Origin of the sequence: Pedobacter sp. Leaf132, from assembly GCF_920984695.1 — a bacterium.
Lineage (GTDB): Bacteria > Bacteroidota > Bacteroidia > Sphingobacteriales > Sphingobacteriaceae > Pedobacter.
In genome coordinates, this window is record NZ_CAKLBO010000003.1 from 401,546 (window position 1) to 415,639 (window position 14,094).

Here is a 14,094-nt window from a genome sequence, read left to right on the forward strand (position 1 = left end):
AACTGTTGCTTGGGCTTCGGAATGCGCATTGAATAATTGTTTCTTCTGGCTTACGCCGAGCGGGCCAGTATATACTCTGGTAGACGCCCTCTTTAAGCCTTCTGGAGGGTATAGTTTTCTACTTTGATTAACCTTACTGTATAACTGAAACCACATTAATCTGGCAAATCCCGAAAATTAATTAAATTTATTACCGAACATTTATGGAATAAAAATCGTTATAAATAACCTACAAGCGTATTTGTCCGACAAAAATTATATATGAACCCTGCCATTTCTAGCGAGCGTCGTCTTGCTGCACTCTTATGTGATTCTGCTGATTTTGCTTTTTACCTCAGTCCAGACGGTCAGTCAAGACATGATCTTAATGTAACTTCACTACCCCTACTAGTCTGCGAAAGTTATGTTGATTGGCGCCAGAGGCATATTCATATTGATGATATTGATGCGTTCAATGAGCATTTTAGTAAAGCGTTAAATGCGCAGCACAAATTCGAGTTTGAACACAGGGTAATGCAAGAGGATGATTCTATAGGCTGGTCAAAAACCACAATTCTCCCGATCCGGGATGAATCAGGTGAAGTTTTAGAATGGTTTGGCACTACTAGAAATATCAGCGGGAAAAAAGAGGCAGAGACTGCGGTGCAATTGACCCTTCGTAAAGCAGAAGAGCAGCAGATTTTATTTGACACTATCACCTCCACAACGCCTGATTTGATATATGTGTTTCAGCTTGACTACCGCTTTAGTTATGCCAATAAAGCACTGCTCGAGATGTGGGGTAAAAGCTGGGAGGAGGCAATTGGAAGGTCTTTAATCGAAAATGGATACGAAACTTGGCATGCGGAAATGCACGAACGAGAAATTGATGAAATTATTAAGACCGGAAAGCCCATAAGAGGAGAAGTCGACTTTCCACATGCCAGCCTGGGTAAACGGGTATATGATTATATCCTGACTCCCGTATTTGATCATACTCATAAAGTAATTGCAATTTCAGGTGTTACACTTGATGTTACCCTTTATAAAGCACAGCAAGAAGAGAAAAATCAGCTTTCACTTGAGCTTAGTAATAGCACACAGGTAGCTGAAAAGGTTAACGATGAACTTATGGCTGCTCACCGGAAGCTGTCTTCATCACAGAATAAATTAAATGAGGCAAATCTTAATCTGAATCTGATAATCAATATGCTTCCGGCCTCAATAGTTGTGATACGAGGTTATGATCTAATTGTGGAGATGATTAATGAGAGTAACCTTAAATACTGGAACAAGACAAGTGAAGAAGTTGTTGGGAAAAAATTTCTTGATATTTTGCCAGATCTTGCCGAGCAGCCCTTTGCTGCCCAGCTCAGGAAGGTCATTGATACTGGCGAGGTTATCGATGTAAAAGAAAGTCCGGTACTATTTACCATGGAAGACGGTCATATTAGGGAGACTTTTGTGGACTACACTTACCAACCCCTTTATGGTGAGCAGGGAAACCGTAACGGAGTTCTGGTTATGTCATTTGAAATCACTGAAAGAGTGAATCAAAATCGACTATTGGACAAGTACTTAAAGGAGTCAACTGTGCTTAATGAATCCCTACATAATTTGAATGCTAAGCTTTCCGCTAGCGAGGCGAGGTTTAAGTTCTTTATTGAGAAGGCTCCGGTTGCTATTGGTATTTTAAGGAGCAGGGAACTGATAGTGGAAACAGCAAATGAAAAAATTCTGGAAGTTTGGGGCAAAACCGACCGTATCATTGGATTACCCTTGGCGCTGGCGCTACCAGAAATAAAAGGTCAACCTTTTTTGGGGATGTTGGATAACGTTTTTACATCTGGGCAGCCAATACATGCAAGCGAAATACGCGCTATGCTTGAACATGAGGGTTTTATGAAGGAGATTTTTTTCAATATGGTTTACCAACCGATAAAAGACCATAGCGAACAGGTAACAGACATTCTGGTTGTTGCCTCAGATGTAACTGAACAGGTACATGCCAGAAGAGTTGTAGAAAAAAGTGAGCAACATTTTAAGAAACTTTCAGATCTGATTCCTGCGAAGATATATAATGCGCTTCCAAATGGTGAAGTAACATTTTTTAATCAGCATTGGCTGGATTTCTCGGGCTTAGATTTTGAACAAATGAGGGCCTCTGGCTATCAGGAACTTATTCATCCTGATGATCTTGTCTTACTTCAAAAGGGCTTGGATAGGGCAGCTCAATCAGGAAAAGCATTTAGTTCAGAGATTCGGTTTAAAAATATCCATGGAACTTACATCTGGCATTTATATGTATCATCGCCCATCCTGGATGAAGACCAACAGATTACGATGTGGGTAGGTTCTGCAACTGACATTCATGCGCTTAAGGAAGAGGAACAAAGGAAAAGTGATTTCATAGCCATTGTCAGCCATGAGCTTAAAACGCCATTAACTTCCATGAAAGCTTACATTCAGGTACTGCAACTTAAAGCAAAAGCGTTAGCGATTCCATTTGCTACCCAGGCGTTGGATGGAGCAGAAAGGCAAGTACTTAAAATGACGGAGATGATTGATGGATTTTTAAACCTCTCGCGTCTGGAGAACGGCAAATTACGTTTAGATTTTCAAAAAACTGATGCGCAACAGCTAGTTGAGGGGGTAATTAAAGAATTCCAAGCTATTGACGAGACGCATCACATACAATACTTATGCGATAAATCTGTTTACATCACTGTAGACCCGGTAAAACTGGGGCATGTAATTAATAACCTGATTAGTAATGCGATAAAATATTCGCCTATCGGCTCCCTGATCACAATTGACTGCACTATCGATGAACATCGCTTTGTTTTTAGTATTAAGGATAGGGGTATAGGGATTCCTCAACAAGATCTTCCACACTTGTTTGAACGTTTTTTCAGGGTAGAAAGCAACCGTACTTCAACGGTGTCCGGATTTGGAATAGGGCTATATCTTTCTGCAGAAATTATCCGAGGGCATGGGGGTAACATTTGGGCAGAGAGCGAAGTGGATAAAGGCTCCATCTTCAGCTTTGAAATCCCTATAGCTAATCTAAAGATAAGTTATTGAAACTTATTTTTAAATGCTAGAATTTTATGACCTATATATTCAAATCATTATCATGAAAATAGCTTAAGATATAATGAGTAGATAAATAGCCCATTTATGACGATGAAACAGCCCGTAGGCTTGAGATAGGCAAAAATAAAGGTAAACAGTCATTGGCAAAGGAAGACTCCAGGGTATCTGCTGTGCTCTCGAGCGGATTTAATCGTTGACATCTAAGCAGGGTAGATTTTGCTCCCATGAAAGCACATACTCCCAAATGAGGATGGCTGGTTTTCAGTTTATGAGTGAAAATAATTAACATACATCAATATCTTCTTTGGGCAGAGTTTTTAACTTTGTTTGGATAATAAAATAACCTTGTTAACTAAAATTCAGAAATTATGAAAACAAAAATCTTTATCGCGGCGCTCCCTGCGCTTTTCCTCTTGGCATCATGCGGAGGTCAAAGCAGTGATTCAGCGAAAACCACTACCGAGCAGACAGCGGCTTCACAAAGCGGTGAAGTACTTAATATAGATACTGCTGCAACTATGGTAAGCTGGAAGGCAACCCATAAAGGTGGACTTGCGCCAAGGTGGGGCACAATTGGTGTGAGTAGCGGTAGCCTTTCGGTAGAAAAGGAGGCTTTGACCAGCGGTGAATTCATGATCAACATGAATGCCCTTTACGTGGATCCCGCTTCAGTGACGGAGAAAGATAAGAAATCAACGGACCTTGAAGGTCACCTGAAAAGTCCTGATTTTTTCGATACAGCTAGAATGCCAACTGCGAAATTTATTATTACGAAGGTGGAACCTTTCAAAGGAGATAAAAAATCCGCATTGATTGCAGACCCAAATTACCTTATTAGCGGGAACTTAACTCTTAAAGACAGTACCCTTAATGTGACTTTTCCGGCGAAAGTGGAAATCACTAAGACAGCAGTAAGCGCAACGGCGAAGTTTGTTATTGACCGGTCTTCCTGGGGCATTAATTATAAATCTGAAGGAAGCCCTGAAAACTGGGCAATATCTAAAGATGTGGAAATAGGTTTATCATTGTCTGCAAAGAAGTAAAATATGCCATTCCTACAGTAGCCTTTACATGCAGCTGCTGATTCAGATCTTATATTTTGAAGATGCTAAAGGTAATGTGCCTTTAGCATTTTTGATTTATGGGTTTAGGTACCTGTTTTTATCTGTAGTTTCAAATATATATCGATTTTCAATCAATATTGAATCATGTGGGCCGGATTTATGTGGAGTGATCAATTATAAATAGCTATAATTTACCTATGGATGAACACTGTATTGGTGACAACGCCACTATCTCTTCCTTTGCAATAGAGGGCAAGAATATAGATAATATCTTTTCATTTTATCAGGAGATTAACAGGGCTTTGATGTTCAACGAAGCTTGGCAATTAGGAGAAAGTCTGGATGGCTTGAACGACCTGTTGTATGGGGGATTTGGTATACTTAAAGTTCATCGCCATTTAAGGTTAATTTGGATTGACGCTGCGCTTTGCCGTCAGACTTTGGGCTATGAAACGACTAAAGCCTACTATTTGCAAAAGCTGATACCAGGCTCGCCCTTTAACAGGACCTATCATCAGCAGAAACTCGCAGAATTAGAAGCTGGTATTGGACAGACTTATTTTGAAATCGTTCTGGGAATTTTTGCGGATCATCCCAATATTGAGCTCATCTGTAAATAGGTTAGAGCGTATTTTCAAGGGATAATCAGAATTTTTTTCTCTTAGGCTTAATTAATATTCCTCATAAGAATCTTTCAAACTTCTGACTTAGATGATTGTTGTTTACTCGAATTAATTCCTATAAATATGATTAACGAAGAAAACCAACGGCCTGAGCAAAACAGTGATAAACTGAAAGGGGATAATACGGTTAAAAATCCGGATGACTGGACAACTGGTGATGAGCCAATGACAGGTGCACAAAGTTCATACTTAAAAACGCTGTCGGATGAAGCAGGTGAGCAGTTTAATGAGCACCTGTCTAAAGCTGAAGCTTCAAAGAGAATTGATGAACTGCAACATAAAACAGGTAGGGGTTTAAATGAATCTAAATAACACGGGGCGTTACTGGATTGAAAATTTGAAAAAAGCTCGCGCCATAAATTCTGATAGTCATTATCAGTATTCATGGCGCGTGCCAATCCTGAATTTTTCCAGGTTTCAGAACATCCACAACGCACCCTTGGATGTGGGAATTGCGGCCCTAAATCATTAGTGCCTCCAGTTCCCGCACCTCTTTAAATCAATAGACCGCCCCCTGTTCAATAAAACTTTTATTGTATTTATTTCTATACCCTACGGGTGTAAGACCTGTAATTTTTTTAAAAATCGAGCGAAAGGCCTTTGTATCAGAATAGCCAACATCGTACATGACTTCTGTGATATTTTTTCGGTTAGATTCAAAACTTCGCTTGGCGGATTCTATTTTTACCCGGTTGACATATTCCAGAACAGAATTGTTGGTTGCGGTCTTAAATCGTCTTTCAAAACTTCTTCTCCCTAGTGAAGTAAGATTTGCCAGTTCATCAACTGTTATCTTTTCTTGAATGTTGTTATCGATAAATTCCTGAGCCCGTTTTATGGCCTCGTCTGTATGATTTTTTTGCCCCTGAAACATTGCAAAAGCGGATTGACTTGCTCTATCAATATCGATTGCAAAATATTTCGATGCCAATATTGCTGTTTGCCTGTCGGTATATTTCTCAATCAAATGTAGTAATAAGTTCCAGTAAGAGTTTGCACCTCCACTAGAATAGATTCGGTGTTCTTCAGTAATAATGCTACCGCTCACTACCTTAACACTGGGAAACATCTGCCGGAGTTGGTTTTGAAACCCCCAATGGGTAGAGCACCTTTTACCATCCAGCAATCCTGTTGAGGCAAGCAGAAAAGCGCCAACACATAAGGACGCTATTTCTGCGCCGTCTTTATATTGGTTAATTATCCAGGGCAACATTTCTTGATTTTTCGCGACTGCGGATTTCATGTCACCAAATAAAGCAGGAATAATTACCAAATCGGTTTTATTTACATCCTGGAGGAGCTGGTGTGTATTTACAGTGTACAAACCTTCATTTAGGGTTACTGATCTTTTCAAACCTATTAACTTGACTTCGAATAGGGGTTTTTTTCCATTGATGATCATAAACTGATTTACAGCGCAGAATAAATATTGGGGATCTGCTATGGCTTGCAGAACCGAACTTTCTGGGACAAGAATACTTACTTGTTTCATCTTTCTAAGTTTATTCATCACAATATAATAAATTCTGTCGTAAATCACCCTTTTGTTGTCATTCTTGCACAGTGTCCGCTTCTAAAGTTAAGTGCATTTTTGTGTGGTTAGTTCAATTATGGACTGATTAAAATAAAAAATATGGCACTTATCAATCCACACATTAATTTTAATGGAAATGCAGAAGAAGCATTCACGTTTTACAAATCAGTATTTGGCGGAGATTTCGCACTAATTATGCGCTATAAAGACCTATCGATTCCAGGAAACCCCGTTGCAGAAGCAGATGCTCATAAGATTATGCATATTGCGCTGCCGATTGGTAAAAATGTATTAATGGGCAATGACGTCCCCGAATTCATGGGCCGGGTCAATGAAAGTGAAAACAGATCTAAAATCGTTATCGGTGCAGATAGCAAAGCGGAAGCTGATCAGCTATTCAACGGACTTTCAGCCGGCGGAACAATTGAAATGCCGATTGGTAATAGTCCATGGGGTTCTTATTTTGGTATGTTCAGAGATAAATATGGTATTGAATGGATGTTAGACTTCGATCCAAAACATATGGGACAAATCTAAGAAGGGATGCAATCCGCAAGCTCAAATTAGATTCGGAAATAAGAAGCGAAAACAACAAAGAAACCTATGCGTTTTTGATATTTTTTTTGAGATACTTTTGTTGGATAAACCATGGTTTCGAACTTATTTTGCCAGGCTCGATAAATATGGATGGTGCCACAAAATACTCCTTCTTTAATTTGTCAGGCAAATGCCTGGCTTGGTCTTAATATTTTCTGGTATCTGTAAAGTATGACCAGAAAGAAAAACATTTACGCTATAAGAACTGCCTGATATTCGTTTTTCAATGATGTAAAGGGCATTTTCTTCTAGTTTTGCGGGAATTGAACTCAAAAAGTTTATGGATAAGGTTCCTGACGAGCAGAAGCCTATCGAAACCTTAAATTCACGTAGGTCGAAAACGAGTGCACCCATAAGTTGAATGATATTTTTATCAATTAATTTCGCATCTTCCCGTATAAATTGTTTTTCAAACATATATTCATAACACAAATCCTGTTAATTTGATTGAAATATTTGATTCGAAAAAGTCGATCTCCCTAGTGACAGCTTTAAATGGAATTCTTTTAACACGTTATTGGATTTGTGTTTGATAATTTCACTTTGACTTCTTAGATGACGACTATACAGGTCCGTCCCATCATTGTACTCAACTTATCCTCAGATGGCTTTGCTGCATAATTGGAATCTGAGCAGATGTTCTTCACAGGCGGCAAAACATTTTTAGACTTTTTTTAGCAAATTAATTGTTCAAAAATCTCTTCTTAGCAATCACTCGCTAAAAAAATCGTATCTAAAAATTTCTGTAGCGGTCCGTTCCTGTTTGGATTTATTGTCCGCTCAGATAATTAACCGAAAATTTCTATTGGCATGTGAATCGCTCAGAGGGCTAAACCAGCTACAAATTCTCTCATTCATCCATATTAAAATCTCTAATCAGGAATTCTTAGAGCTAAGAACAAATTTAAAATTTGATATATAATTATTTATATTTGGACTTATTCTAAATAAGACCTATGTTTGTACTATAATAAAAAATGCCACATGGTTCGCACCCATGTGGCTAAACCGGACAAGCCGGCTCACCTTTAATCTCAGTTAAAAGTCATGCAATTTAAGAAAATTTTGCTAACGGGCATGCTATGTGCCTTTGTAATTTTCACATACGCCCAGAATCTTACCTCATCGGTTTCGGGCTATCTAAAAACCTCTGCAGGTGAAGCACTTTCAGGTGCTACTGTAAGACTCCTGAAATCTAATTTCGCAACAGTAACGGACACCAATGGCTATTTTAGATTGGCAAGAATACCACAAGGAAATTACCATATCAGTATTAGTGCGATTGGATATAAACCCATAAAGAAGGATTTTTATTTAATAGCTGGAATAGAAACTAAAATTAATCTGTCCATATCTGAGGATGCGGCGCACATGGAAACGGTTAATGTCCTTGGCCGTACCAAAGCGCAGGAAGTTAACCGGCAGGCATTCAATGTCACTGCGATTGATGCAAAAAAGCTCTACAACACAACTCTCGACATTTCTGGTGCATTGGATAAAGTTGCAGGTATACGTGTAAGGGAATCTGGTGGGGTTGGCTCAAATTTTAATGTTTCGCTCAATGGCTTTTCCGGTCGCCACATTCGCTATTTTATCGATGGTGTACCTATGGATAATTTCGGCTCCTCTTTTCAGATTAATAATATTCCGATAAATCTGGCTGAACGTGTAGAGGTTTACAAAGGTGTTGTACCTATTTGGTTGGGTTCTGATGCTTTGGGAGGCGCGATAAATATTGTGACCAATAACAGTCAGCGGAATTATTTGGATGCATCTTATTCTTACGGATCTTTTAATACTCATCGCAGTGTAATTAACACAGCTGTCACCACTAAGAGTGGTCTCACATTTCAAATTAATGCTTTTCAAAACTATTCAGATAATAATTATCGTACAGATTTGAGACTGTTGTTGCAGAATGATATGCAACCGGAATTAAGAGCTGCATCTGTAAAAAGATTTCATGATAACTACCATAATGAAACCTTAATCGCAAACGCGGGTGTTGTTGGGAAATCATGGGCAGATAACTTTTTAATCGGGATGACTTTGGGAAAAAACTATAAAGAGATCCAAACCGCTGCGAGACCTGAAGCTGTTTACGGTCAGGTACACAGACGGGGTAATATCGTTATGCCTTCTTTGAAATATAAAAAAGTTAACCTCCTAAAGGGGTTGGACGTAACCATTAATGCTAATTATAACTTTGGCTACGAAAACACCATTGATACCGCAAGAGCAGATTATGACTGGGATGGCATACGAGATCCAAAGGTGAGTATGGGAGAGCGTGGCGATGGGGGGCAATATAGCGAGTACAGAAATAATAATGGTTTGGCTACAGGGATGGTGAATTATCAAATTTCTGAGCATCAGTCATTTGCTATTAATAACGTGTATTCTACATTCAACAGGAGAACAGATAATCTTTTATTCCCGGATAGAAATGTTTTGGACCCAGCTAAAACGATGCATAAAAATGTCTTGGGTTTCGGCTATTCATATGCCATGCAGAATCAATGGAATCTGAATGTTTTTGGTAAATACATCACCTTAAAAAGTGTTATAGGAAGCATAAATAGGTCAAATAACGATAAGAAGTTGGGTTATGGAATGGCTCTATCCTATTATATAATGCGGGATTTACAGCTGCGGGGTTCTTATGAATTAACCAATAGAATGCCGGAAGCAAATGAAATTTTCGGTAACCTTGAAAATGAAGCTGCAAACCCTCTGTTAAAGCCGGAGAAGAGTGACAACTTAAACTTGGGGATTGTTTATGGTTTTAAGCTAAATGAGGTTAACCGGTTTTCAATTACCGCAAATGCGATTTACAGGTATTCTGCAGATTTTATCTTCAGCCGGTTTGTTGGAGGTACAAGTTCCCAAAGAGATTTTACAATTTGGGATAACCGGGATGGTGTAAGGACTACGGGGCTTGATGGTGAAATTAGATATTCATTTAAAAACTGGTTAACTGCGGGAGCGACAGTTACTTATCAAAAACTGATTAATTTACAGCAATACGATTACGATCCAAATGCCAAAAGGTACTACACAATAGAAAGTTTAACCTACTTGGATCAAATGCCAAACATTCCTTTCTTTTTTGGTAACGCTGATATTTCAGGAACATTTAAAGATGTATTTGTGAAAGGAAATAACTTAACGATAGGCTATAACCTTTTATATGTACATGATTTCTGGTTGGACTGGCCTAGTTTCGGCTCGCCCGATACAGAGTCAAAATATGGCATCCCAGCCCAGGTTTCCCATGATGCAAATTTCGTCTATTCATTCAAAAATGGAAGGTACAATGTCTCTTTTGAGGTAAGAAATATTGCAGATAAACCTGTCTTTGACAATTTTGCTTTGCAAAAACCTGGTCGCAGCTTTTATCTAAATCTCAGATACTTTATTAATAAATCACGAAAATAAATACATAATCATAAATCTTTTAAAAAAAAATAATATGAAAACAACAATTACCAGAACACTATTAGCCTTAGCTTTTGTAGGTGTATTAAGTTCTTGCCAAAAAAAATCTGATAGGGAAGTCATTCCCGAAAACCCCGGGAATTACATCATTGCCGTTAGCCCGACCGCGATTGCCAGTAAAGCAGATTATCTTGTAACTGCAAGCAGCTTAGAAAACGGCGCAGTTTCTATTGTGGGAAATGGTGTTGAGCAGGACGGACTATACCGGTACTACGTAACAGCGAAAAACAAGTTTTTTAGTATGTTGTATGGACAGGGTAGCCCTGGCGCAGTAACAGTTTACGGCGTTGCAGACGGTAAGTTGAAGAAATTGAATGACTTTACTTCAGCGACAGTACAAGCTTTTGCTCCGGTTAATGACGATATTTTAATGGTGAAAGTGCCAAGAAGACTTGCTGCAGATGGTACGCCGACTGTTTACGAGTGGTACCGTGTAAGTGCAGAAACCAATGCAGAAGTGGCTAAAGGTACTACCGATGCAATTATTCCCAGTGGTAACGGTGAGATTGCTCACTTTAGCTGGATAAAACAAGTTGGCAATAAAGTGTTCGCACCTTACTTTGGTATTTACGCCAATTTCTTTACAAGGTATCCAAACGAAGCAGGAATTGCGGTATTTTCTTATCCTGATATGAAATATGAGAAAACGATTAAAGATACCAGAACCAGCTTTATCGGGAGATACTTTACAGATGGTTTAGGTGTTGTGGAAAATGGTGATTGTTATGCATTTTCATCATCAGTAGCTATGGATGGTCTTACATCTGCAGAAGGTAAGTTAACCTCTACCAGGCCTTCTGCGATTACCCGCATTAAATCAGGAACTACAGAATTTGACCAAACTTATTTTTTCAATTTTGAAGAGGTTTCCAAAGGATATGTTATCACGAATTGGTTAAATATCGGTTCGGGCAAATTCATCGCAAACATGGAGCCCGTTGCAACAAAAGGTGCATATGTTGTGGGAAAACGCTTAGCTGTTGTTGATGTTGTAGCCAAAACTGTAACTCCGGTAACAGGCTTTGCAGACCCCGCAACCATCTCAAGTATTACCACTACTAACTATAGCCCCTTGGATGGCAAAACAGGATACATTGGCGTAAACCTGTTGGATGGTTCGACTTACGTTTATAAAGTTGATGCCCTTACCTCAGTGGCCACTCGAGGTTTGAAGGTTGAAGGCGGTTTAATTACGGCAATCCAACATTTGAAATAATCAGCGTTACATCTAAAGCGATAACAGTATAGCATCCAAATCAATATACGGTTCTGGATTCTACTGTTATCGTTTTTAATTGAAAATACTATTCAGAATAATTTTATGATAACCACTGCATTTCTAATCCTGCTCGCCGCCTTCGAGTCCTTTTATCTGACTTCAAAACAATTCAAGCATCGAAATCCGCCCCTCTATATGGCAAAGATTCGTTCCAATGCAAATGCATTCAGGGGTTTAGCCTTTGTGTTGTTGAGTCTTGCGACTATATTATTTGTATTCTCGTTTGGATGGTTGAGTGGGCTTGTGGCTATAATTGTAGCCATGATGACAGCAGGAAGCCTCGTGGTTTTACTTCAACCTTTTAGTTACGTTTCATTGAAAACTGTTGCCGGGATTTATTTTTCAGTGCTGTTATTAGAAATAATTATTTAAGTGATATGCCTGCAAATAAAAAATACCTCACCAAATCGCCTTGGCTCAGCCTGGCAAAAATTCTGGTTGGAACCGTTGGCGGCTATGCTGTCATGTTTTACTTTCATTTGCTTATCTGCAAAATGCTCCCACAAAGAGATGTTGTGGTCACCTCTTTCATTACTGGTTACATCATTTGGGCAATACTGTTGCTGCTGGCATTTTTAGCAAAAAATGTCTGGAAAATTCTGACAGTTTATATAATTCTCACTTTAATTTTTTCAGTCGGATTTACTTTTTTATAACTAAATGGATAACAGAAAATACAATATATATTTCCATACCCACACGATAAGTGGAATTATAATATGTGCGCTCTTGTACGTTATATTTTTCGCTGGATCATTCTCTTTCTTTAAGGAAGAAATCAGTGCCTGGCAGAAAAATACATCTTATGTAAAAAGCCGTAAAACACTTAACAGAGATTTTGATAAGATCATCGATTCACTTGGTCAAAAAAACAACCTCAAAGGAAGAGACTTCGATTTTTTTATTCAGCGAAATGATATCGGGGTCTATGTTTCCGTCACCGCATCCGCAGATACGACTTTGAAAAAGAAAGTTAAACCAACCTCCGAAGGCGCTGTTAAGAAGCGGCGTGGAAGGGGCAGGGGTGGAGATGATGATTCGATGTATTTTAATTACGATTTTGCCAGACAAAAATCTGGTGATTATGCTGAATCTTATGATATGGGCGAGTTTTTATATAGATTACATTTCCTGGCTCAACTTAATGCTGTTCCAATCCGTCTGGGTGCTCCATTTGGCTATTTATTGGCCGGAATAATTTCTTTTATATTCCTATTTGCGTTAATTACTGGTCTAATGCTACACTGGAATAAAATTATTTCAAATTTTTTTACTTTCAGGCCGTGGTCTAAATGGAAAACACTGTGGACGGATCTACATACGGCTATCGGGGTCATAGGTTTCCCTTTTCAGCTTGTGTTCGCCATAACTGGTGTTGTTTTGATTGCAAATACATTTTTAATTACCCCTTATACCAAATATTTATACAATGGCGATAGTGCCGCCTTGTATCAGGATTTAGAATATAGCGACACTACCAAATATTCTTATACTTACCAACCATTGCAAAAAAAGGTTGCTTTAAATACCTTAGTTCGTCAGCTTGAAAATAAATGGGACCATAGCAGGATAACAGGAATTGCAATTAAAAATTATGGGGATGAAAATATGCATATCATCTTTAGTGCTAAACCTCTTGCCAAAAGAAATTTTGCCGGCACAGGTAAAATTGTTTATAGAGTAAAAGATGATCAGATTTTAAGCGAAATATCGCCTTTAAAACAATCAACTTATGTCGATAAGGTTAAGAGCACGCTTTATCATCTACACTTTGGAGATTTCGGAGGGAAACCATTGAGAGTCATTTTTTTTGTGCTGGGTCTTATGGGGTGTATGGTAATTATCTCTGGAATATTGATCTGGCTTGTTGCCAGAGATAAAGTCAATGTGCCTAAACATAAACGTGTTTTTAATTTTTGGGCCGCCAATATTTTTCTTGCTGCTTGCCTGAGTATGCTTCCGGTTACCGCTTTTACCATGCTTAGTCTATTGTTCATTGATAAACCCAATCAATCTGATATCTTCCATCTTTATTTCTATTCTTGGCTAGTATTATCGATTTATCTTATTGCCTGGAGAAGTATTAGCAAAATTAACCAACACACGCTGATTTTATCGGCAATACTATGCTTTTCATTGCCTTTTGCAGATGGCCTAGTGCGTAACAATTGGTTCTGGTCGACTTTCAATGACGGTAAATTCGATATCCTCTTTATAGATTTGTTGTTCACGATTCTTGGAATACTATCGGTAGTTATTTTATTTAAGATGCAGCAGCATGAAAAATTCAAGGCGATAAATAGATGATGTCGTGGTTAGTTGATAAATGGTCATCGAAAGGATAGGGGTTTAATCCTAGTAATT

Annotated in this window: 12 protein-coding genes; 10 read left to right on the forward strand and 2 right to left on the reverse strand. The window is 38.6% G+C overall.

Annotation, left to right across the window (positions count from 1 at the left end; translation table 11 throughout):
- Positions 1–261 precede the first annotated feature (261 nt).
- The 4 genes from LUA86_RS09030 to LUA86_RS09045 all read left to right on the forward strand — a co-directional run bounded on the left by LUA86_RS09030 (position 262) and on the right by LUA86_RS09045 (position 5,134).
- Complete coding sequence (locus LUA86_RS09030) at positions 262–3,063, forward strand: PAS domain-containing protein (RefSeq protein WP_231460294.1); 2,802 nt, start codon at positions 262–264, stop codon at positions 3,061–3,063.
- A 380-nt stretch (positions 3,064–3,443) separates the two neighbouring features.
- Positions 3,444–4,118 (forward strand): YceI family protein, encoded by a 675-nt coding sequence (locus LUA86_RS09035; protein ID WP_231460295.1) that lies wholly within the window; start codon positions 3,444–3,446, stop codon positions 4,116–4,118.
- 218 nt (positions 4,119–4,336) lie between these two features.
- On the forward strand, positions 4,337–4,759 hold the full coding sequence (locus LUA86_RS09040) for a ribonuclease inhibitor (protein ID WP_231460296.1): 423 nt from the start codon (positions 4,337–4,339) through the stop codon (positions 4,757–4,759).
- A gap of 126 nt (positions 4,760–4,885) precedes the next feature.
- Positions 4,886–5,134, forward strand: coding sequence for a DUF3072 domain-containing protein (locus tag LUA86_RS09045; protein ID WP_231460297.1), 249 nt, complete (start codon positions 4,886–4,888; stop codon positions 5,132–5,134).
- A 187-nt stretch (positions 5,135–5,321) separates the two neighbouring features.
- Here the strand turns inward: LUA86_RS09045 and LUA86_RS09050 are convergent, their stop codons facing one another.
- Positions 5,322–6,314 (reverse strand): GlxA family transcriptional regulator, encoded by a 993-nt coding sequence (locus LUA86_RS09050; protein ID WP_231460298.1) that lies wholly within the window; start codon positions 6,312–6,314, stop codon positions 5,322–5,324.
- Positions 6,315–6,455: 141 nt separating this feature from the next.
- Between LUA86_RS09050 and LUA86_RS09055 the strand changes: the two genes are divergently transcribed.
- A complete protein-coding gene (locus LUA86_RS09055; protein WP_231460299.1) occupies positions 6,456–6,893 on the forward strand; it encodes a VOC family protein in 438 nt (145 codons plus the stop codon).
- A gap of 174 nt (positions 6,894–7,067) precedes the next feature.
- Here LUA86_RS09055 and LUA86_RS09060 read toward each other — a convergent pair whose 3' ends face one another.
- The gene (locus LUA86_RS09060) at positions 7,068–7,370 is read right to left on the reverse strand and encodes a hypothetical protein (protein ID WP_231460300.1); all 303 of its coding nucleotides are present in this window, start codon (positions 7,368–7,370) and stop codon (positions 7,068–7,070) included.
- A gap of 630 nt (positions 7,371–8,000) precedes the next feature.
- Here LUA86_RS09060 and LUA86_RS09065 point away from each other — a divergent pair.
- The 5 genes from LUA86_RS09065 (at position 8,001) to LUA86_RS09085 (ending at position 14,037) form a co-directional block, all read left to right on the forward strand.
- Positions 8,001–10,391 (forward strand): TonB-dependent receptor, encoded by a 2,391-nt coding sequence (locus LUA86_RS09065; RefSeq protein WP_231460301.1) that lies wholly within the window; start codon positions 8,001–8,003, stop codon positions 10,389–10,391.
- Positions 10,392–10,425: 34 nt separating this feature from the next.
- Positions 10,426–11,667, forward strand: a complete 1,242-nt coding sequence (locus tag LUA86_RS09070; RefSeq protein WP_231460302.1) for a DUF4374 domain-containing protein — start codon at positions 10,426–10,428, stop codon at positions 11,665–11,667.
- 198 nt (positions 11,668–11,865) lie between these two features.
- Positions 11,866–12,102 carry a hypothetical protein gene (locus tag LUA86_RS09075; RefSeq protein ID WP_231460303.1) on the forward strand — a complete coding sequence of 79 codons (237 nt, stop codon included), beginning with the start codon at positions 11,866–11,868 and terminating at the stop codon, positions 12,100–12,102.
- A 5-nt stretch (positions 12,103–12,107) separates the two neighbouring features.
- Positions 12,108–12,386 carry a hypothetical protein gene (locus LUA86_RS09080; RefSeq protein WP_231460304.1) on the forward strand — a complete coding sequence of 93 codons (279 nt, stop codon included), beginning with the start codon at positions 12,108–12,110 and terminating at the stop codon, positions 12,384–12,386.
- Between the two features lie 4 nt (positions 12,387–12,390).
- Positions 12,391–14,037 carry a PepSY domain-containing protein gene (locus LUA86_RS09085; RefSeq protein ID WP_231460305.1) on the forward strand — a complete coding sequence of 549 codons (1,647 nt, stop codon included), beginning with the start codon at positions 12,391–12,393 and terminating at the stop codon, positions 14,035–14,037.
- Positions 14,038–14,094: the final 57 nt, after the last annotated feature.